Source organism: Mesorhizobium sp. M0029, from assembly GCF_040323735.1.
Classification (GTDB): Bacteria; Pseudomonadota; Alphaproteobacteria; order Rhizobiales; family Rhizobiaceae; genus Mesorhizobium.
Window position 1 is genome coordinate 197,450 of the sequence record NZ_JAMYVF010000010.1, and the last position, 20,640, is coordinate 218,089.

20 protein-coding genes are annotated in these 20,640 nt (G+C 64.1%); 6 read left to right on the forward strand and 14 right to left on the reverse strand.

The genetic code is table 11. The features are described 5' to 3' along the window. Positions 1 to 286 precede the first annotated feature (286 nt). A complete protein-coding gene (locus NKJ76_RS18445; protein WP_352538050.1) occupies positions 287 to 880 on the forward strand; it encodes a hypothetical protein in 594 nt (197 codons plus the stop codon). Positions 881 to 1,238: 358 nt separating this feature from the next. Here the strand turns inward: NKJ76_RS18445 and NKJ76_RS18450 are convergent, their stop codons facing one another. After that, positions 1,239 to 1,421, reverse strand: coding sequence for a hypothetical protein (locus NKJ76_RS18450; RefSeq protein WP_031205052.1), 183 nt, complete (start codon positions 1,419 to 1,421; stop codon positions 1,239 to 1,241). Positions 1,422 to 1,639: 218 nt separating this feature from the next. Beyond that, positions 1,640 to 2,740: a LacI family DNA-binding transcriptional regulator gene (locus NKJ76_RS18455; RefSeq protein ID WP_352538051.1), complete on the reverse strand. Its 1,101-nt coding sequence runs from the start codon at positions 2,738 to 2,740 to the stop codon at positions 1,640 to 1,642. 580 nt (positions 2,741 to 3,320) lie between these two features. Here NKJ76_RS18455 and NKJ76_RS18460 point away from each other — a divergent pair. From NKJ76_RS18460 to NKJ76_RS18470, 3 genes are all read left to right on the forward strand, one after another. After that, positions 3,321 to 4,283: a sugar-binding protein gene (locus NKJ76_RS18460; protein ID WP_023672352.1), complete on the forward strand. Its 963-nt coding sequence runs from the start codon at positions 3,321 to 3,323 to the stop codon at positions 4,281 to 4,283. A gap of 122 nt (positions 4,284 to 4,405) precedes the next feature. Further along, entirely contained in the window at positions 4,406 to 5,944 is a 1,539-nt protein-coding gene (locus tag NKJ76_RS18465) for a sugar ABC transporter ATP-binding protein (RefSeq protein WP_023752310.1), read from the forward strand. Positions 5,945 to 5,988: 44 nt separating this feature from the next. Continuing rightward, positions 5,989 to 6,975: an ABC transporter permease gene (locus NKJ76_RS18470; protein ID WP_023684050.1), complete on the forward strand. Its 987-nt coding sequence runs from the start codon at positions 5,989 to 5,991 to the stop codon at positions 6,973 to 6,975. A 2-nt stretch (positions 6,976 to 6,977) separates the two neighbouring features. Here NKJ76_RS18470 and phnN read toward each other — a convergent pair whose 3' ends face one another. The 9 genes from phnN to NKJ76_RS18515 form a co-directional block, all read right to left on the reverse strand. Continuing rightward, positions 6,978 to 7,607, reverse strand: a complete 630-nt coding sequence (gene phnN, locus NKJ76_RS18475) for a phosphonate metabolism protein/1,5-bisphosphokinase (PRPP-forming) PhnN (RefSeq protein WP_023752311.1) — start codon at positions 7,605 to 7,607, stop codon at positions 6,978 to 6,980. Continuing rightward, positions 7,604 to 8,758, reverse strand: coding sequence for an alpha-D-ribose 1-methylphosphonate 5-triphosphate diphosphatase (locus tag NKJ76_RS18480; protein ID WP_023752312.1), 1,155 nt, complete (start codon positions 8,756 to 8,758; stop codon positions 7,604 to 7,606). Before NKJ76_RS18480 ends, phnN begins: the two co-directional genes overlap by 4 nt. Before the next feature lie 34 nt (positions 8,759 to 8,792). Beyond that, the gene (locus tag NKJ76_RS18485) at positions 8,793 to 9,500 is read right to left on the reverse strand and encodes a DUF1045 domain-containing protein (RefSeq protein ID WP_352538052.1); all 708 of its coding nucleotides are present in this window, start codon (positions 9,498 to 9,500) and stop codon (positions 8,793 to 8,795) included. 153 nt (positions 9,501 to 9,653) lie between these two features. After that, positions 9,654 to 10,466, reverse strand: coding sequence for a 5-deoxy-glucuronate isomerase (gene iolB / locus NKJ76_RS18490; protein ID WP_352538053.1), 813 nt, complete (start codon positions 10,464 to 10,466; stop codon positions 9,654 to 9,656). 192 nt (positions 10,467 to 10,658) lie between these two features. Next, positions 10,659 to 10,907 carry a hypothetical protein gene (locus tag NKJ76_RS18495; RefSeq protein WP_023672345.1) on the reverse strand — a complete coding sequence of 83 codons (249 nt, stop codon included), beginning with the start codon at positions 10,905 to 10,907 and terminating at the stop codon, positions 10,659 to 10,661. 9 nt (positions 10,908 to 10,916) lie between these two features. After that, entirely contained in the window at positions 10,917 to 11,834 is a 918-nt protein-coding gene (gene iolE / locus NKJ76_RS18500; RefSeq protein ID WP_023710450.1) for a myo-inosose-2 dehydratase, read from the reverse strand. 147 nt (positions 11,835 to 11,981) lie between these two features. Continuing rightward, positions 11,982 to 13,832, reverse strand: coding sequence for a 3D-(3,5/4)-trihydroxycyclohexane-1,2-dione acylhydrolase (decyclizing) (gene iolD, locus NKJ76_RS18505; RefSeq protein ID WP_352459962.1), 1,851 nt, complete (start codon positions 13,830 to 13,832; stop codon positions 11,982 to 11,984). Positions 13,833 to 13,865: 33 nt separating this feature from the next. Further along, positions 13,866 to 15,800 (reverse strand): bifunctional 5-dehydro-2-deoxygluconokinase/5-dehydro-2-deoxyphosphogluconate aldolase, encoded by a 1,935-nt coding sequence (locus NKJ76_RS18510; protein ID WP_352538054.1) that lies wholly within the window; start codon positions 15,798 to 15,800, stop codon positions 13,866 to 13,868. Between the two features lie 153 nt (positions 15,801 to 15,953). Further along, positions 15,954 to 16,799: a MurR/RpiR family transcriptional regulator gene (locus NKJ76_RS18515; RefSeq protein WP_352463458.1), complete on the reverse strand. Its 846-nt coding sequence runs from the start codon at positions 16,797 to 16,799 to the stop codon at positions 15,954 to 15,956. A gap of 213 nt (positions 16,800 to 17,012) precedes the next feature. Here NKJ76_RS18515 and NKJ76_RS18520 point away from each other — a divergent pair, with 213 nt between their 5' ends. Next, positions 17,013 to 18,122: a Gfo/Idh/MocA family protein gene (locus NKJ76_RS18520; protein ID WP_023741268.1), complete on the forward strand. Its 1,110-nt coding sequence runs from the start codon at positions 17,013 to 17,015 to the stop codon at positions 18,120 to 18,122. An 8-nt stretch (positions 18,123 to 18,130) separates the two neighbouring features. Here NKJ76_RS18520 and NKJ76_RS18525 read toward each other — a convergent pair whose 3' ends face one another. Further along, positions 18,131 to 18,829: a helix-turn-helix transcriptional regulator gene (locus NKJ76_RS18525; RefSeq protein WP_023687404.1), complete on the reverse strand. Its 699-nt coding sequence runs from the start codon at positions 18,827 to 18,829 to the stop codon at positions 18,131 to 18,133. A 126-nt stretch (positions 18,830 to 18,955) separates the two neighbouring features. Between NKJ76_RS18525 and NKJ76_RS18530 the strand changes: the two genes are divergently transcribed. Next, a complete protein-coding gene (locus tag NKJ76_RS18530; protein WP_023741269.1) occupies positions 18,956 to 19,591 on the forward strand; it encodes a LysE family translocator in 636 nt (211 codons plus the stop codon). A gap of 115 nt (positions 19,592 to 19,706) precedes the next feature. Here the strand turns inward: NKJ76_RS18530 and NKJ76_RS18535 are convergent, their stop codons facing one another. Together NKJ76_RS18535 and NKJ76_RS18540 are read right to left on the reverse strand one after the other, a co-directional pair. Continuing rightward, complete coding sequence (locus tag NKJ76_RS18535; protein ID WP_023741270.1) at positions 19,707 to 20,222, reverse strand: SRPBCC domain-containing protein; 516 nt, start codon at positions 20,220 to 20,222, stop codon at positions 19,707 to 19,709. After that, the gene (locus tag NKJ76_RS18540; protein WP_352538055.1) at positions 20,200 to 20,559 is read right to left on the reverse strand and encodes an ArsR/SmtB family transcription factor; all 360 of its coding nucleotides are present in this window, start codon (positions 20,557 to 20,559) and stop codon (positions 20,200 to 20,202) included. The genes NKJ76_RS18535 and NKJ76_RS18540 overlap by 23 nt, the downstream gene beginning before the upstream one ends. Positions 20,560 to 20,640 lie beyond the last annotated feature (81 nt).

Below are 20,640 nucleotides of genomic sequence, written 5' to 3' on the forward strand. Positions count from 1 at the left end.
CCGCAGCCTAGGGAAGCGGCTTCGCAAGACGGCCTGAGGCATGCGCCCGGCAAATTCCCGCATGCGAGCACTCGTCCTGCCTGTCTAAGGTTCCGAGTCTAACCGCAAATCCTCGATTTTTTCCGCCAATTCCAAAATATATATTCCGATCGCCGCAAGCAGCCATAACAACGATTTCCAATACTACCTATTCTCGCAGAAACTAAAAACGCTACACTCGCGTAATCATATTGGTAACGGATGCTGTTCAACCTGCGTACAGGCAACCAACACGGGGAGCGTCATTATGGATTTCTTTAAAAGTTTAACAAAGGCCTTGGCCGGTGGCGCTGTTGCCGTGGCTTTGTGCTTTCCGGCTGGCGCGGGCGGGCTCAGTGTGGGCATCGGCGGCAGCGGTGGGGTGGGCGTCTCGGTCGGCGGCAGTGGCGGCGGGCTTGGCGTCGGCGTCTCGGTCGGCGGCAGCAAGGGCGCCAATGTCGGCGCAACGGTCGGCGGCACCAGCGGCACCACCGCCAGTGTCGGCGCTACGGTTGGCGGCACCAGCGGCGTTGCGGCCGGCGTCGGCGCATCGGTGGGCACGGGCGTCGGGGTCGGGGTCGGCGCAACCGTCGGCAGCGGTGTCGGGGTCGGCGCCGGTGTCGGGGTGGGCAATGGGGTGACGGCCGGGGTCGGCGTCGGCATTGGCGCACCGACCGCGCCCACCAGCCCTCGGGATCCCAACACGCCGGTGGTGCCGACGCGACCGGCGGTGGTTGCCATCAGCGCCATGTCGGCCGGCCAGATCGCCAAGATGAAGAAACGCTGCGCCAGCGTGCTCAGCGGCAAGGGCACCTACGACCGGGACCTGAAGGAGCTCTGCCGGATATTGGCGCGGCGCTGAGTACCGCAACATCGCATCTGCCGTGGGGCGTCAGTCTCTCAGCCAGCCCCAATGCCGCAAGGTGGCGGGCATTCTTAGGGAGAGAGCTTTGCCGAGCGGTTCAGCGTTTCGCGGAAAGGCGGAACCGCTCAGGCTGTGCGCTTTCATCGGCGGCATTCCGCATGGCTTGGTCGCCGAGCCGAAGGAAGCGCGCCGCCCGGTTGCGGCCTTAATCTGACCTCTGCCGTCCGTCCGATCACCCGTTTGGGCCGGCTCGAAGATTCGCCTCTGGCCTTTTGTATCACCCGCTCTAGCTGCTTTGTGTTAGGCTCGTCATGTTAGCCTTGTCTTGCTGATGGAGGTTTTGATGGATCGGCGATCATTCTTGACAGCATTGTTCGGCGTTGCGGGGGCCGCGGCGCTTGCTACCGCGGTTCGGCCTCTCGAGGCCGTGGCCGGGGTTCCCAATGTCGGCAACGGCATTCTCGATGAACTCGACAAGCAGGATGCCAATTCGTTTGATGACGACGAAGGCCCGGGCGATGTCGAGCAGATATCGCATCGGCGATGGCACCATCGTCGCCACCACAGGCGGCATGTCTGGAGACGGCACTGCCGCACGTTCTGGCGGCATGGCCGGTTGCGCCGGCGCTGCTATCGCAGGCGCTCCTTTGTCGTCTTGCGGTTCTAACCGCGGCACGTTCCCGGATAGACCCTGCCCTGAGGCGCAAACACCAAACAGACCCATCCCGATTTGCATCGGGATGGGCTGGTTCAACTTTATCCAGCCACAGCTGCCACCGACTCCCGCTGCACCAGCGGGCATTCCAGCTTGGTGATGGGATAGCGGCCGCGGCCGGCAGGCGGCACTTCGAGCTGTTCGATCGCCCATTGGCCCATCGCCATGTGCGGCAGGATCGATGTCGTCAGCGGCGGGAACAGATGGCGGGCGATCTCCTCGTCGTCATAGCCGACGACGGAGATGTCCTGCGGGATGTGCAGGCCCGCCTCCTTCAGCGCTTCGTAGCAGCCGATGGCCGTGCGGTCGTTCTGGCAGAAGATGGCGGTCGGGCGCTCTTTCAGCGCCAAAAGCTCCACGGTCGCGGCATAGCCGGCGCTCGCCGACCAGTCGCCCTCGACCACCAGTTCGGGATCGAACGGGATGTCGGCGGTGGCGAGCGCCCTGCGGTAGCCTTTCAGCCGGTCCTGCGCGGCCTGCATCCACGGCTCGCCGGTGATGGTGGCGATGCGGCGGTGGCCGTGGCCGATCAGATGCCGGGTCGAGTTCTGGCCGCCGGCGATCTCGGACGGCACCACGGCCGGGAAGGCATAATCGGCCGTGTAGCAGTTGAGCAGGATGACCGGGATGTCGAGGCCGTAGAGGAAGTCCGGCGCCGTGATCTCGCGGGTGAAGATGGTCATGTAGATCAGCGCCGAGATGCCGCGCCTGGTGAGCGCCGCAACGGCGCGCGGCTCCATGACGGCGTCGCCCATCGTCTGCGCCACGAGCAACACATTGCCGGCGTTCCACGACGCCTGGCGCGCGCCCTCGATGGCGACAACGGCTTCCGGGCTTGTCGCCAGCTGGTCGACAGCGAAACCGATGACACCGTCAAGTCCATCGAAGGCGGGAACAGGTTTGCGCAGCGCCGAGAAGGCGGGTGCTGCGTAGCCGAGCGCACGCGCGGCGTCGATCACCCGCTCGCGCGTCTGCTGCGACAGCCGGATGCCGGGCGAATCGTTGAGCACGAAAGAGACGGTCGCCTGCGAGCAACCGGCTGCCCTGGCAATGTCGGTCATGGTGACGCGGCCGCCCTTGGCAGCTCTCGCCGGCGCCTTGCGCCGCTTCGCCGTGTCGTCCGGATCCCTCGTCTCGCTCATGGCATTGCGTCCCAATCCCCAGCCTGTCTAGTCGCAAGCCTGCCACACCGACAAGATGGTGTCGCGCCGTCGACCAATGGAAATAGTCGAAGGCGATTATCTTTATTAGCAGTTTTGAAGTTCCCCGCCATGCCGCTGCGGGCTGCGTGAAATTCAAGGACTGCAAGGCATCTGCTTGCGCGAAGCCGTGCTGCACCTGTTCGGGCAAACTAGACCTAGGGCCCCCGCCGAGTGTCCGCGCGAGACCTCTGCTAATAGTGTTTACTAATACAAAACGACGCTGTAACGTCAATCCGCCGTGTCCGGTCAGGTGGGACCCGTGCGGCGAGAAGTGCACGTGAATGGCCCGATGGCGAGCGGGGTTTGCCTCCGCAAGCTTGGTCTCGGACATGTGATATGTCAGACAAATCAGACTATTTACGAGCACGGGATGAGTCTCTAAAGTCCGTGATCGCGACCGACGACGCCATTCTTCAGCGCCGGGAACCCCTGAGGAGGAGGGCGTCCAAATCGCGAGCGGCAAGTCAGTGAATGCAAGATCGGTTCAGTCCGACGACTGAGCCAAAACGGGAGGTTGAACATGAAATCCTTGATACGACATGCATCCGTGGCCACCGCAGCCCTGCTGCTTGGCCTGACCGCGACAGCCATTGCGCGCGCCGACGACAAGCCGACGCTTGCCTTCGTCGTCAACGGCGCTTCCGATTTCTGGAAGGCCGCCGAAGCCGGCGTCAAGAAGGCGCAGGCCGAATTGCCCGACTACAATCTCGAACTCAAATATCCCGAGCAGTCCTCGGTCGCCATCCAGCAGCGGCTGATGGACGATCTGGTGACCGCCGGCGTCAAGGGCATCATGGTCTCGGCCGTCGACCCCAAGACCTCGACCGACGGCCTGAACAAGATCGCGTCGGAAACGGCGCTGTTCACCACCGACTCCGATGCCCCGCAGACCAAGCGCGTCGCCTATATCGGCTCGTCCAATGTCGACGCCGGCAAGCAGGCGGCCGAGATCGCCAAGAAGGCGATGCCGGACGGCGGCAAGTGCCTCGGCTTCGTCGGCCTGCTCGGCGCCGACAATGCCAAGGAACGCATCCAGGGCATGAAGGACGGCCTCGCCGGCAGCAAGATCGAACTGGTGGACGTGCGCGGCGACGACATCGACCAGGCGCGCGCCAAGAAGAATGTCGAGGACGCGCTGGTCGCCAGCCCCGACATCACCTGCATGGTCGGCTTCTATTCCTACAACACGCCGCGCATCTATGAAGCGCTGCGCGACGCCGGCAAGCTCGGCTCGATCACCGTCGTCGGCTTCGATGACGATCCGATCACGCTGGGCGGCGTCAAGGAAGGCACCGTGGCGGCGACCGTCGTGCAGCAGCCCTTCGAGTGGGCCTATCAGGGCATGAAGCTGATGGCCGCCTATCTCAAGGGCGACAAATCAGGCATTCCGGAAGGCGGCCTGATCATCATCCCGACCAAGATCATCGGTAAGGACGATGTCGACACCTATGCCGCCAATCTGAAGGCGATGTCCGGAAACTGAGACCACGAGCAGTTGCGCCGGCTCAGGGTTCGCCTTGAGCCGGCGATCGTGTTGACGGGTCGGCCAAGGCCCGTCAGTCTGTAGCCCACCGGCTGCTGGCAAGCCTGATCAAATATGGCGTGATGAATTATTCCGACCCATCTATCGTCGCAACCACCCCGTTCCTCGGCCTCGAGAACGTGCGCAAGACCTATCCGGGCGTGGTGGCGCTGGACGGCTTTTCCATGGAAGTCAGGCCGGGCGAGGTGATCGGCCTGGTCGGTGAAAACGGCGCCGGCAAGTCGACCTTGATGAAGATCCTCGGCGGCGTCACCAGGCCGGACAGCGGCGCCATCACCGTCGACGGCGTTGCGCATGACGGGCTCACCGTCGAAGGCAGCCTGGGGTCGGGCATCGCCTTCGTCCACCAGGAACTCAATCTGTTCGAAAACCTCGATGTTGCCGCCAATATCTTCTTCGGCCGCGAGCCGTTGCGCGGCGGGCCGCTGAGATTGGTCGACCGCGCCAAGCTGCGCGAAATGGTGGCGCCGCTGCTGAAGCGTGTCGGCGCCAACTTTTCCGCCGATACGCCGGTTGCCTCGCTGTCGCTTGCCCAGCAGCAGATGGTCGAGATCGCCAAGGCGCTGTCGATCAAGGCCCGGCTGGTCATCCTCGACGAGCCGACATCGAGCCTGCCGCTTGCCGAAACCGACAAGCTGCTCGACGTCATCAAGGCGCTGAAGGCCGATGGCATCAGCGTCATCTTCATTTCGCACCGGCTGCATGAGGTCGAGCGCGTCGCCGACCGCGTCGTGGTGCTGCGCGACGGCATGCTGGCCGGCACCTTGCCGAAGAGCGCCATCAACCACGACCAGATGGTCAAGCTGATGATCGGCCGCATGCTGAAGGAGCGCGAGAAGGCCTCCGAGGCGGCTCGGGCGCCGGGCGCCACGGCTCTCTCGGCCAAAGCCATCCGCACCCCCGCCTACCCTGCCCGGCCGGTCGACCTCGACATCAGGCGCGGTGAAATCCTCGGCCTTGCCGGTCTTGTCGGTTCCGGCCGCACCGAACTGGCGCGGGTGTTCTTCGGCATCGACAGCACGCTTGGCGGTGGGCTCGAACTCGACGGCAAGCCGCTCGTGCTGGGTTCGGCGGCCGATGCGGTCGCGCATGGCATTTTTCTCGTCCCGGAAGACCGCAAGCTGACCGGCATTTTGCTTGACCTGTCGATCGCGCAGAACATCTCGCTGCCCAACCTGCCGGGGCATGCTAAGCGTAAGCTGGTGTCGGCAAGCTCCGAGGCCGCCACCGCAGAGAAGCAGAAGGCGAATCTCGGCATCAAAGCGCCGTCGGTGCAGACGCGCACCGGTACGCTGTCGGGCGGCAACCAGCAAAAGGTGGTGCTGGGCAAATGGCTGGCGATGAACCCGAAGGTGATGATCCTCGATGAGCCTACGCGCGGCATCGATATCGGCGCCAAGGCCGAGATTTACGGGCTGATGCGAGCCTTGGCCGATGCCGGCGTCGCCGTGCTGATGATCTCCAGCGACATGGAAGAGGTGATCGGCGTGTCCGACCGCATCGCCGTCATGCATGAGGGCCAGATCTCGGGCATTCTCGACAAGGAACAATTCAGCCAGGAAAACGTGCTGTTGCTGGCGGTCGGCAAGCCGGCAAACTAGCGGGCTTCAGGCGATTGCCGGTCCGGCGCATTGGGGAGAAGACGATGAGCAAAAAAGATCTCGGCCTGCTGATCCTGATCCTGGTGGTCGGCGCCGTGGTGACCGCCATCAACCCGCGCTTCCTTTTACCGATCAACCTCGCCAACACCTCGAACCTGATCGGCCTGTTCGGGATCCTCGCCATCGGCCAGGCCTTCGTCATCATCACCGGCGGCATCGAATTGTCGGTGGGATCGCTGGTGGCGCTGCTCGGCACGCTGTTCATCGATTTCATCGCCGTGCGCGACATGCCATGGCCGGTGGCGCTGCCGCTGATCCTAGTGCTGGGCGGCATCATCGGGCTGGCGCATGGCTGGCTGATCACAAGGCTGAAATTGCAGCCCTTCGTGGTGACGCTGTGCGGCCTTTTGATCTATCGCGGGGTCGCCCGTTTCTATACCGCCGACGGCACCGCCGGCTTCGCCTTCGGCCAGAATTTTCCCGAGCTCGAATTCCTCACTGCGGGCCGCAGCTATGGCGTGCCCAACAGCTTCATCGCACTGATCGTCATTTCGATCGTCATGTGGGTGGTGCTGCACCGCTCGGTGTTCGGACGCTACCTCTATGCCATCGGCAAGAACGAAGAGGCGGCGAAATATTCAGGAATTCGCACCGGCCGTGTCGTCATGGCCGCCTATGTCATCTGCGGCGTGCTGACGGCGCTGTCGGCGATCTATTTCGCCATGTACACGCGCTCGATCTCGCCGGCCAGCCACGGCCAGTTCTACGAACTCTACGCCATTGCCGCCGCCGTTCTCGGCGGCTTCTCGCTGCGCGGCGGCGAAGGCTCGCTGGTCGGCGTCATCCTGGGCACCGTGCTGCTGCAGGAGTTGCAGAACCTGGTCAATCTGCTCGGCATTCCGTCCTCGCTCAACTTCGCGGTGATGGGCGGCGTGATCCTGATCGGCGTGCTGGTCGACCAGCAATGGGGCGTGTTCCGCGCAAGGCGGCTGATGCTCGATGCCAGCCGCAAGACTGTCGCGGCCGAGTAGCGCTACATCACGCCGGATATATCCGAGAAGGCCATCGCCTTGCGCAGCACCTCGGCGAAGCGTTCTCCGGCGGCTTCGCGCCGGCCGCCATTGTCGATCGAGGTGACGCCGGAGCCGGACAAAGCGATATTGGCGCTGCGGGCGAGCCGAGCCAGCACTTCGCCGCGCGATTCGCGGCCGCGCTGGGCGAGACGCACGGCGAGGATTTCCGGCGAGGCGGTGATCTCGACGACAGCCAGATTGGCATAGCGCTCCCGCAGCACCGGGATGACTGCGCGCGAGACATTGGCCACCGCGACATGGCCATTGGCGATGGACCAGTCGACATCGGCCGGAATGCCGTAGCGCAGGCCGTGCGCCTCCCAGGAAATGGCGAAAGCGCCGTCGGCCTGGGCCTCGGCAAAGGCCGCGTCAGCCAGCGTGTCGTGATCCTCGCTTGCCGCATCGCTCGGCCTGGTGATGACCCGGCGGACGAACTCCAGCCTCGTCTCGTCGGCAAACAAGGTGCGGGCATAGCCGATTACCGTGTCCTTGCCGGCGCCGCTCGGGCCGACGACGGCGACAAACACGCCGTTGCGGAGCGGAAAGGCCTCGCTGCTGAGTTCGCGCTCGATCGACGCCGAGACCATCAGGCGACCCGGCGCCCTTGGCGCCAGACAGTGCGCACGACCGGCACATGGTCGTCGACGCGCACACGCACCAGATCGGCGCGGCGGCCCTGTTCGATGACGCCGCGGTCGTTGAGGCCGATCGCCTCGGCCGGATTCTTCGACACCATCGCAACCGCCTGCGGTAGGGAAATGCCCTCGACGACGTCGCCGAGGAAGAAGGCCGACTGGATCAGGCTGAAGGGAATGTAGTCGGACGACAGTATGTCGAGCAGGCCGTCGCCGGCCAGCGTGCGAGCCGAGACATTGCCCGAATGCGAGGAGCCGCGCATGACGTTGGGCGCGCCCATCAGTACGCCGAGCCCGGCATCCTTCGAGGCCTTGGCGGCTTCCAGCGTGGTCGGGAATTCCGCGACGCGCACGCCCTGCTCGATCGCCTCGTTGACATGGCCTGATGTGGCGTCGTCATGGCTCGCCAGCACAATGCCCCGCTCGTTGCAGGCGGCTGATATCGCCACCCGGTTCGGTCCCGAATTCTTCGCCGATTCCGACATCCGCTTTTCGCAGAACAATTGGAAGTCGCGATCGGTCAATTTCAGCTTGCGCTGATAGTAATGGGCGTAGGTCTCGAGATTGACGAACTGACGCTGTCCCGGCGCATGGTCCATCAGCGAGGCCAGCTTGACCCGCTCGTCGCCATCGAAATTGGCGAAAGCCCGCAAGCAATCCGGCGCCGAGACCTCGCAGCGCAGGTGCAGGAAATGGTCGGCCCGCAACCGGTCTTTCGCGACGCTGTCCTCGATCGCGCCGGCGAGCTTGCGGATGTCGTCGGAGGTAATATCCGCGTCCTCGTCCATGCCGACACGCAAAGCGTCGAGCACGGTGGTGATGCCGGCGGTGGCCACCTGCGCGTCATGGGCAAGGACGGCGGCGATCGGGTTCCAGCGCACTTTCGGGCGCGGCGCATAGTGGCCTTCGAGATGGTCAGTGTGCAGCTCGACCAGGCCGGGAATGATGTAGTCGCCGCCCATGTCCTCGCCGCCCATGCTCCCGCCGGTGTGGCCGGTGCCGGCGTCGACGCCGGAGATAAAACCGTCGCGCAGCACGAGCGACCCTTCGACGATCTCGTCGGCAAGCACGATGCGGGCGTTGTGGAGAACAGTTTCGGCGGTCATTCAGGCAGTCCTTGCTTACTCGGACGAATTGCGGTCAGGCGGTTTTTCGGGCAGCGCGGCGGACGAGCGCATGATGCGAAAGCACCATGAACGGAGCGCCCGGTTCGGTTTCGATGAACAGCGTCAGCGCATCCACCAGCACCGGCTGCTGCAGCACATCGGCGAACAGGCTGTCAATTGCCGCGCGCAGACGTTGGCTTTCCTGCGGCCCGGCCCGGCCGGACAGTGTCATGTGGAAGCGAAAGGTCTCAAACACATAGGGATAGCCCCACTGGCAGAGATTGCGGAACTCGGCCGGCTTCAGCGAATCCGGGCTGCGCCGCTCGATCTCGGCCTCGGTGAGCGGCGCGCGAAAACGGTCGAAGCTAAGCACGACATCATCGGCGAAACGGTGGAGCGGCGGCAGCGGGCCTTCCGGCATCAAAGCGAAGAAACCATCGATCTGGCTGACGACCAGGCGCGGGATGGTGACCGTCGGCGTTGCTTCGGCAAAGGCGTCCAGCGCCGCGCGCAACGAGCTTTCGGTTTCGTTGGCGGCCAACCGGAAGGGCGCTTTCAGCGTCGCATGAAAACCGTAGCGCCGCGCCGATGCGGTGTGAAAGGCGACTTCGGCCGCCGACAGCTCGCCCACCGCCTCGACCGGCCTGGTGGCGGCGCCAAAGGGGTCGCGGCCCAGCCAGTTGGCGGCGATCCGCGCCAACGGCTCGTCCTGCCTTGGGGTGAAATAGATGGCGTAGCGCATCGAAAAAATCCTCGTCAGCCCGCTGCCATAGGTGATTTCCATGACGGATTGACGAAGCTTATGCGGGTTTTCGAAGGCAAATCGACCCCATGGATCGTTAGCCGACGATTTTTTGCTGCTGGACCAACCGCTTCCGGCGCAAGCGAAGGCCGATCAGGCCTTCGTCAGCCACTCGTGCTCGGGCGCGTTGTGGAACTTCCACGTCCGCTTCGGCCCGGCCATGACGTTGAGGTAATAGAGGTCGTAGCCGTGGCAGGCGGCGCAGGGGTGATAGCCCTTGGGCACCAGCACAACATCGCCGTCCTCGATCGCCATGGCTTCGTCCAGCTCGCGGGCGCCGGTCTTGTCGGCGTCGGTGTAGACGCGCTGGAAGGCAAAACCCTGCGGCGGGTTGAGGCGGTGGTAGTAGGTTTCCTCGAGATAGGATTCGGCAGGCAGATTGTCCTGGTCGTGCTTGTGCGGCGGGTAGCTCGATGTGTGGCCGCCGGGCGTGATGACCTCGACCACCAGCAGCGAGTCGGCCGGCTTACCCTCGGGCAATATGTTGGTGACGTAGCGCGTGTTGGTGCCTTTGCCCCGAGTCTCCTGGCCGAGGTCGTCGGGTGCGATGACGCGAACGGGCAAGCCGCCGCCCAGGCCCGGCGCCGAGCAAACCGCGAGCTCGAGATCGGTGTCGGCGGTGACCGACCAGTCCGAACCCTCCGGAATATAGACCGACCACGGCTTGCCCTCGAAGGGCGACATGCGCTCGCCGAGCAGGCCGAGTTCCTGGCCGCCCGCCTTTGCCGTGCCCTTGCCGGTGACGAACACCAGGCACACTTCGCGATCCTGCGTCTTGCCGGATGCGGTCTCGCCCGGCTTCAGCCGGTGCAGGTCGAAGCCGACATAGGTCCATCCGGCGCTTTTGGGCGTGACATGCGCGACGCGGCCATGGCCCTTGTCGGCTTTGACGAGCAGTTTCGACATGTTTTGTCTCTCCTATCGCAAGTCTTCGAGGTCGGCCTCTCAACTTCGTCATCCTAGGGCGAAGCAGGAGCGAAGCTCCGTCGCGAAGACCCTAGGATGACGAAGCGAGGGACGTTCCGGCCAATCACCGACGTAGGCGATACGCCAGGTGTCCAGTGTCCGACCCGCAAGCCCTTCCGAGCCACGGCCGCTTCATTCCTTCGGTTCGGCGTCCGCCTTCGCTTCGCCGGTCTTCGGTCGATCAGGCGCAGCCTTGCTCTCCTCCACCGGCTTGTAAAGATAGAAGAACTGCCAGACGGCGTAGGCGGCAAAGCCGAGCGCAATGATGCCCCAGAATGGGGTGCCGGAGGCGAATTCTATTCCGGCCCAGATCACGCAGACGGCGACGACGGCAACGCGCCGCCACAGCGGCCGGAAGAACGGGTGCTCGTAATCCTTCATCGGATCGCCTCAGGCATTGGGAAAACCCTGCGTTTCCACCGTGTAGCCGGCCGCCGTCATCACCCGCATCAATTCCTTGTGGCCGACCTGCGCCATCTTGAGCGGCGGGTTCTTCTTCGGGTCCTGCTCGGCCTCGACGACGAACCAGCCTTCATAGCCATGGTCGGCGAAGCGCTGCACGATGGCGCCGAAATCGAGCGAACCGTCGCCAGGCACCGTGAAGGCACCGAGCGCCACGGCGTCGAGAAAGGACTGCTTTGTGCGGTCGAGCCCGTCGATCACGCCCATGCGCACATCCTTCACATGGACATGGCTGATCCGCTTGTGGTGGTTGTCGATGGCGCGCAGCACGTCGCCGCCGGCAAAGGCGAGATGCCCTGCATCGAGCAGCAACGGAATGCCTTCGCCGGAATGGCGCATGAAGGCATCGAGCTCCGGCTCAGTCTCGACCACTGCCGCCATGTGATGGTGATAGGACAGCGGCATGCCTTGCTCGGCGCACCATTCGCCGAATTCGGTGAGGCGCCTGGCATAGGCCCTCATCTCGTCGTTCGACAATTTCGGCTTGGTGGCGAGAGGCCTGGAGCGATCGCCCTGGATCGAGCGGCCGACCTCGCCATAGACGATGCAAGGCGCATTCACCGCCTTGAACAGGTCGATCATCGGCTGGATGCGATCCTTGTTCCTGCCCATGTCCTCATCAACCAGGGTGCCGGAGAACCAGCCGCCGCACAGCGTCACGTCGGCCTGCTTCAGGATCGGCAGCATGATTTCGGGGTCGTTTGGGAAACGCCGGCCCATTTCCATGCCGGTGAAACCTGCCGAGCGCGACTGGCGCAGGCACTCTTCCAGCGAGACGTCGTCGCTGAGTTCGGCAAGATCATCGTTCCACCACGCAATGGGGGACATGCCCAGTTTGGCTTTCAAGTTTTAGCTCCGGTTTCTTGTTCACCCTCCCCCTTGTGGGGAGGGTCGCTGCGAAGCAGCGGGGTGGGGTGCGGCGCCAGACCCCCACCCGGACCTTCGGTCCGACCTCCCCACAAGGGGGAGGTAGGGGGCAGCGCTGACTTAGCATCAATCGCCAATAGTCTGCATCTGCCGCTTTTCGTCATAGGCCTTGCGGGCTGCGTTGACCTGCGGCCGTGCGGAGACTTCCGGCACCGCGACATCCCACCAATGGCCGCCGGCATCGGTGGAAATCAGCGGGTCGGTGTCGATGACCAGCACGGTGGTGCGGTCGTTGGTTTTCGACTTTTGCAGCGCGGTCTCCAGGCCGGTGATCGACGGCACCTTCTCGGCAATAGCGCCCATGCTGGCCGCATGCGCCGCGAAGTCGATGTCGGGCAAGATCTCGTGGCGCGCGTCCTTCAGGAGGTTGTTGAAGTTGGCGCCGCCGGTGGCCATCTGCAGCCGGTTGATGCAGCCATAACCCCTGTTGTCGAGCACCACGATGGTCAGCTTCAGGCCAAGCATCACCGACGTGGCGATTTCGGAATTCATCATGAGGTAGGAGCCGTCCCCGACCATTACGACGACCTCCTGGTCGGGCTTGGCCATCTTGGCGCCGAGCCCGCCGGCAATCTCGTAGCCCATGGTCGAGAAGCCATATTCGCCATGGTACGAGCCGGGCGCGCCCGCCTGCCAGAGTTTATGCAGTTCGCCCGGCAGGCCCCCCGACGCATTCAGCAAGGTCACGCCGGACCCCAGCGCGCGCTGCACGGCGCCGATCACCTGCGCATCCGAGGGGAAGGCGGCGTTGGTCGACGCCGTCACCTTGGAGGCTTCGGCCTGCCAGGCCTTCTTGCCCCGGGTCGCATTGTCGGTCCATGTCGCCGGTGCTTTCCAGCCCCCCAGCGCCGCACCGAGTTCGACAAGCCCTTCGGCCGCGTCGGCGACCAGCGGCAGCGCACGATGCTTGCCGGCATCGAAAGGCTGCACGTTGAGTCCGATGATGGTCTTGCCGGAATTCTTGAACAGCGCCCATGAGCCGGTGGTGAAATCCTGCAGGCGGGTGCCGATCGCCAGCACGACATCGGCCTCTTCCGCCAGCCGGTTGGCCGCGGACGTGCCGGTGACGCCGACTGCCGCCATGTTGAGCGGATGTGTGTCGGGCAGCGAGGATTTGCCGCCTTGCGTCTCGCAGACCGGAATGCCGGCGCTCTCGGCCAATTTCGCCAGTTCATCCGAAGCCTGCGAATACAGCACGCCGCCGCCGGCGATGATCAGCGGTTTTTTCGCACCCTTCAGCGCGGTGACCGCCGCCGCCAATTCATGCCGGTCCGGACGCGGCCGGCGCTGGTGCCAGACGCGCTCGGCGAAAAAGCTCTCGGGATAGTCATAGGCCTCGGCCTGCACGTCCTGGCAGAGCGACAGCGTCACCGGGCCGCATTCCGCGGGATCGGTCAGCACCTGCATGGTCCGCGCCAATGCCGGGATGATCTGCTCGGGACGGGTGATGCGGTCGAAATAGCGCGACACCGGACGGAAGCAGTCATTGACCGTCGCGGTGCCGTCGGAAAAGTCCTCGGCCTGCTGCAGCACCGGATCGGGGATGCGGTTGGCGAAGACATCGCCCGGCAAAAACAGGACGGGCAACCTGTTTACGTGGGCGAGCGCCGCCGCCGTCACCATGTTGAGCGCACCGGGGCCGATCGAAGAGGTCGCGGCCATGAAGCGGCGGCGGAAATTGGCCTTGCCATAGGCGATCGCCGCATGCGCCATCGCCTGCTCATTGTGGGCGCGGAAGGTCGGCAATTCGTCGCGCAGCTGGTACAGCGCCTCGCCGATGCCGGCGACATTGCCGTGACCGAAGATCGCCCACACACCGCCGAAGATGGGCACTCTTCTGCCGTCGATCTCGGTCATCTGCTTGCTCAGAAAGCGGGTCAGCGCCTGCGCCATGGTCAGGCGGATTGTCTTGCTCATGGTGTTTTCCTCCGCAGTCCTCTTGCCGCGCCTTTATGCTGCTTTACGGCCACGCGCGGCAAGCCACGCTTCGGTCAACTGTTCGAAGCGCGCGGCCATGTCGGCGATAGCCTCGTCATCCGTCATCTTGCCGGCCAGCCATTGTTCCGCGGCGTGGACGAAGATGGTGCGGCCGACGGCAAAGCCCTTGACGATCGGCGCCTTGGCGGTGGCGGCAAAGGCCGCTTCCAGTTCGTCCTGCGGCGCTTCGAGGCCCAGCAGCACGACGCCGCGGCACCACGGATCATGCTTCAGGATCACCGCTTCGATCTTGGCCCAGGCGCCGGCCGACGCCTGCGGTTCGAGCTTCCACCAGTCCGGCTTGATGCCAAGCGCATAGAGTTCTTCCAGGGCGCGCGGGATCGTCGTGTCATCGAGCTTGCCGTGCTTGCCGGCGATGATCTCGACCAGAAGCTCCCGGCCGACCTTCCGCGCGGCTTCGAACAGCGAGCGCAGCTTCTGCTGCTGCTCTTCCTTGAGCGCTGCCGGATCGTCGGGGTGATAGAAGCACAGGCATTTGATGCAGTGGTCGACCGGCCATTCCACCAGTTGCGAGCCGATGTCCTGCGAGAACTCGAAGCGCAGCGGCCGCGAGCCCGGCAGTTCGACGGGACGGCCGAGCCAGGCAAAGGGGTGGCGGGCGAATTCGAACATCGCTTCGCGGCCATGCTTCTCGTCGATCAGCATGCCATAGCCGTCGCGGCCGGCGGCGACTTTCGCCGCAGCCTTGACCGCCAGCACCTTGAAATCGCGGATGCGCGCCGGATCGGCGCCGGTCTTTGCCGCGACGTCCTCAAGCTGCACACGGTGGTCGCAGGCGAGCGCCATCATCGAGGGGATATCGCGGCGGCGGGTCGTCGCCCAATGGATGTGGTTGATCGCCTCGTCCTTGCGCAGAGCGAGGTGCTTGCTGCCGTTCCTGAGGAAGAACTGCAATTCCTCGAAGGTCGGATATTCCGGCGCGCAGAGCAGCCGCGACACGGCGAAAGCGCCGCAGGCATTGGCCCAGGTCGCCGCCGTTGCCAGGTTTTCGCCACCGAGCCAGCCGCGCAGAAAACCGGACATGAAGGCATCGCCCGCGCCGAGCACATTATAGATCTCGATCGGAAAGCCCTTGCCGACGATACCGTCTTCCAGATCGTCGCTGACCGGCCCGTCATAGACGATGCAGCCCATGGCGCCGCGCTTCAGTACGATGGTTGCCTTGGACAGCGCGCGGATCGTCTTCAGCGCGCTCAGGCAATCGTCGGCGCCCGAGGCGATCATGATCTCTTCCTCGGTGCCGACGATGAGGTCGCAATCGGGCAGCACCGTCTTCAGCTGGGCTGAGACGCGGTCGGATTTGACATAGCGCTCAAAACCTTCGGCATGGCCGGCGAGCCCCCAGAGGTTGGGGCGGTAGTCGATGTCGAACACCACCTTGCCGCCCCTGGCCTTGATGATGCGGATCGCCTTGCGCTGGGCGGCGTCGCTGTTGGGCCGGGAAAAATGCGTGCCGGTGACGACGATCGAGCGGGCCGAGGCGATGAAGGCTTCATCGATATCTTCTTCGGCGAGCGCCATGTCGGCGCAGTCGCTGCGATAAAAGATCATCGGCGAGACGCCTTCGCTCTCGACCGAAAGCAGCACCAGAGCCGTCAGCCGTTCCTTGTCGGTCTTCAGCCCATCGACATTGACGCCTTCGCGCCGCAGCTGCTCGCGGATGAAGCGGCCCATCTGCTCGTCGCCGACGCGGGTGAGCAGCGCCGAGCGCAGGCCTAGTCTCGCCGTGCCAACCGAGATGTTGGCCGGGCAGCCGCCGACCGATTTGGCAAAGGAGGTGATGTCCTCCAGCCGCGAGCCGATCTGCTGGCCGTAAAGGTCCACGGAAGCGCGACCGATGGTGATGACATCGAGCGTCGCCTGTTTGGCGTCCACGGCTTCGCTCATTGGAACCTCCCGTCGGTCTTGTTGTCTTGAGCAACGTAGTTGGGGGACACGCGCGAGCGGCAGCGTGGCGCCGGGAATATGAAATAATAATTCCAATCCATAGTCAATATGGAATGAGCATTCCTTCCGGGAATTCGAGCGCCCGGCGCCGGCCTAGGCTTTGCGCTTCTTGCCCGTGCTGCGCCGCTTCTCGCCGACGCCGACGGTGAGCGCCATGGCCAGCGCCATGGTGGCCGACAGCGAGCGGAAGCCGGCGAAATCGGCCTCGGCGACCTCGAACCAGACCTTGGCGAACTGGGCGAGTGGCGAAAACGAACTGTCGGTGATGGCGACGATCGGCACGCCCTGTTCGGAAATGGTGCGGGCTTCCTCGATGGTGGCCGGTGCGTAGGGCGAGAAGCTGATGGCGATGACGGCGTCCGCCGGGGTGGCGAAGGCGACCATTTCGGCATTGAGGCCGGCGGCGGATTCGATCAGCTGGTTGCGGATCTTCAGTTTGCCCAAGGCATAGGCGATATAGCTTGCCACCGGGTAGGAGCGCCGCTTGGCCAGGACATAGATGGTCTCGGCCTTGGCCAGCAGCGAGATCGCGTCTTCCAGATGCGCCTCGTCGAGCGTTCGCGAAATATCGTTGAGCGAAGTGCTGGCGGCGGCGACGAAGCCGTCGAAGATGGCTCGGTGTCCAGCACCCGCATCGGCCTTGGCGCGCAACGCCTGCAGGCGTTCGTCATAAGAGGAATTGCGCTCGCGCAGCCGCTCGCGAAACACCTGCTGCAGGCTGGTGAAGCCGTCGAAGCCTAGTTGCTGGGCAAAGCGGATCAAGGTGGACGGCTGCACGCCCGCCGAAGCGGCGATGCTGGCGGCGGTGCCGAAGGCGATGTCATCGGGATTGTCGAGCGCATAGGCGGCGATCTGGGCGATGCGCTTGGGCAAGGTTTCACGGCGATCGAGGATCGTGGCGCGCAGCGTCTCGAAGTCGCGAGGTACCCGTTCGTCCATCGTCGCCCCGTCCAAGCTCATCTAGAGCATGATGCCGAAAAGTGTGCAGCGGTTTTCGGACGACATCATGCTCTCTTTAACTCAAGTGACGTCCTCTCTGCCCCATCATAGCGAGCCTGCGCAAGAAGGCCATAAAAAATGAGGCAGACATTCCATTCGGAGAAGAAATGGACTAATTCATCCATCGATCGCTTCAGGTATTGGGAGAAAGAAATGGTCGGCGTTGGTCTTATCGGCACGGGTTTCATGGGCAAATGCCACGCCATTGCGTGGAGCGCCGTCGGGGCCGTCTTTCCCTATGTCGCCAAGCCGAAGCTGGTCCATCTCGGCGAGGTCAACGAGGAGCTGGCCAAGCGCAAGGCCGGCGAGTTCGGCTTCGCCAAGGCGTCCGGCGACTGGCGCGCGGTCGTCAACGACCCCGAGGTCGACATCGTCTCCTTGACCACGCCCAACCAGTTCCATCCGGAAATGGCCATCGCCATTCTCGAAGCCGGCAAGCATCTGTGGTGCGAAAAGCCGATGGCGCCGAGCTTTGCCGAAGCAGCGGCGATGGCGGCCGCGGCGAAGAAGTCCGGCAAGGTCGCAGCCCTTGGCTACAACTACATACAGAGCCCGGCCATCCGCCACATCGGCGCGCTGCTCGAGGAAAAGATCATCGGCGAGGTCAACCATCTGCGCATCGAGATGGACGAGGACTTCATGGCCGACCCCGAAGCGCTGTTCTTCTGGAAGCATGAGGCCGCATCCGGCTATGGCGCGCTCGACGATTTCGCCGTGCATCCGCTGTCGCTGGTCTCGACGCTGTTCGGCCGCGTCGCAAAAGTCATCTGTGACATGGCCAAGCCGTATGCCGACCGCAAGCTGGCCGCCGGCGGCCGCCGCGCCGTCGAGACCTACGACATCGCCAGCGTGCTGATGCATCTGGAAAACGGCATTGCCGGCACGCTGCTGGTCAACCGCTCGGCCTGGGGCCGCAAGGGCCGCATCGCCATCCAGATTTTCGGCTCCAAGGGATCGATCCTGTTCGACCAGGAGCGGATGAACGAAATCCAGCTCTATGTCACCGCCGATCGCCCGACCGAACAGGGCTACCGCACCATACTGGTCGCGCCGCACCACAAGCCTTACGACGCCTTCCTCCCGGCGCCTGGCCATGGCCTCGGTTTCAACGACCTCAAGATCATCGAGTGCCACGAATTGCTGACGCGGCTTGCCGGCAAGCCGGCACGGGTCATCGAATTTGCCGAAGGGCTGGAGATCGAGCGCACCGTGCATGCGATGGCGAGGTCGTTCGAGGAGAAGCGCTGGGTGGATGTGCGGTAAGATCCGCTTCAGCCGCCAGCGACAGCGTTCGCCTCCCAGCCACTGACCCAGACCTGCCGCAGGCGATCGCCTTCGCCCTTGAAGCGCAGCCCGGTCGCCCGGCAATCCGCGATGCGGTCGCTGCGGAAATTGCGGATGGCCTGGCGCAATTCGCACCAGGCGACGATGTTGGCGGTCTCTGAATAGTAGATCAGCGCGATCGGACGGATCAGCCGCTCGGAGGCGCGGCCGATTTCGTCGCGATAGGACAGGTCGAGCTTTTCCTCGTCGCGGATTGCGCGGCGCACCAGCGCCAGATCGATGGTGCCGATTGCCGGTGCAGCGAACCCCCAGACATGCAGTGCGTTGGCGTCGAACGCCTGGCGCAACGGCGGCGGCACGGCGCCGGCGATCTTGGCGCTGACGCGCTTGGCCGCCTGCTTGAGCTCGCTGTCTCCCGTGCGCTCCAGCAGCGCCAGCGACAGGACGATCGCCTCCATCTCCTCGATCGAAAACATCAGCGGCGGCAGGTCGAAGCCGGGCCGCAATATATAACCGATACCGCGCCCGCCTTCGATCGGCACGCGCATCGCCTGCAGTGCGGCGATGTCGCGATAGATCGAACGCATCGTGACTTCCAGCTGCCCGGCGATCATGGCTGCCGTCACCGGCTGCCGCGCCAGCCGCAGGATCTGGATAATCTCGAACAGCCGCGACGCCTTGCGCATTTCCTCTCCCTGATGAACGCTACTGACACATCCCCGTCAGTTGGGATGATTTATTGGACTGCCTATCGGGTTGAAAATCAACAAATTCCTCCACGGCACCCCAGCAGGAAGCGACAGGCAACTGACATGAGCTACACGGAAAATCTCTGGCTGTTCTTTATCCTGCTGTCCGGCATCATCATCGTACCCGGCATGGACATGCTGTTCGTGCTTGCCAATGCGCTCACCGGCGGCCGCGACCGGGGCCTCGCCGCCACCGGTGGCATCATGGTCGGCGGCATCGTGCACACGCTGAACGGCGCCATCGGCGTCGGCCTGCTGATGCATTTCGTACCGATCCTGTACAAGCCGCTGCTGATAGCCGGCGCCGCCTACATGGCCTTCATCGGCATCTCGCTGATGCGCAGTTCCATCACCGTCGGCCACGACGGGCCCGCCGGCAGCCGTACGGCCTGGAAGGCCTTTCGCCAGGGACTGGTGACCTGCCTGATCAACCCGAAGGCCTATCTCTTCATATTTGCCGTCTATCCGCAGTTCCTGAAGCCGGATTACGGCCCGATCTGGATGCAGGCGACGGTCATGGGCTTGCTGACGATGCTGACGCAGGCCGCCATCTATGGCGGGCTCGCCATCACCGCCGGCCGCAGCCGCAATCTGCTGGTGGCCAATCCGCGGGCGACCGCTTTTGCGGGCCGGGCGGCCGGACTGCTGCTGTTTGCGGTCTCGGTGTTTACGGCATGGGAAGGGTTGAGGGCAGCGTGATCCCGATCAAGCGATGACGCCGCGTTTCTTCGCCTCGGCGCGGCGCTTGCGGATCACTGTCCCGGTCTTTTCGTCGTCGAGGGCGGCAGCTACCCCGTCCGCGAGACCGATGACGTCATGACCGCCTCACGCCCTCGCCCAAGACGACGAGAAGCTCGTCCAATTGCTCGAACGTCTCGCCCATCGCATCCGCCGCCCCGGTACCGGCCGCGTCGAGAGCCTCCTTCGAGGGATAGAGTTCGTGCATGACCAGCAGCGTCTTGCCACCCTTTTCCTCGAAGGTCAGCGTGGTGACGGGTCCACCGTCACCACCTTCCTCATTGGTCCAGACCAGGCGTGAGTGGGGTGTCACTTCGATATACCTGCCGAAGAATTCGTGAAGGTCCGAGTCGTCGTGGCCGAACACCAGGCGGTACCTGCCTCCGGTACGAGCATCCATCTCGCATGAACGCAGGAACATGCCCATCGACTTCGGCACCCACCACTGCTTGAACAGCTCGGGCTTGGTCCACGCCTCGAACACGATGCGCGCCGGACCGTTGACCGTTCGCGTGACGACCAGCTCCCGTTCGGACTTCCGTTCGACCGTGGTGCGGCTGTTCGTGGGCTCACTCTCGGTTCTTTGGCGCATCGGCTTTCTCCTTCCGTTTCAATTCCTCGACAACCTTGTCCAACTCGTTGAAGCGTGCGTCCCAGAGCAGGCGGTGCCGCTCGATCCAGGCCGCCTCTTCCTCCAGTCCGCGCAGGCCGAGCTTGCAGGTCCGCACGCGGCCAACCTTCTGCGTGGTGACGAGCCCCGCCTGCTCCAGGACGCCGACGTGCTTCTTCATGCCCGTGAGGGTCATTTGGAATTTTCCGGCAAGCTCGGTGATCGAAGCATCTGCGCGTCCGAGCTGCTCCAGAACGCCACGCCGGGTGGCGTCCGAGAGCGCGGCGAACGAGGAGTCCAAGTCGGTATACTGAACCATGTGGTTCAGTATTTAGCAGACCGGTTGCCGGGGTGCAAGGGGAGCCGCAGTGCGCGCTGCGTTGCCGAACGCCGCAAATCG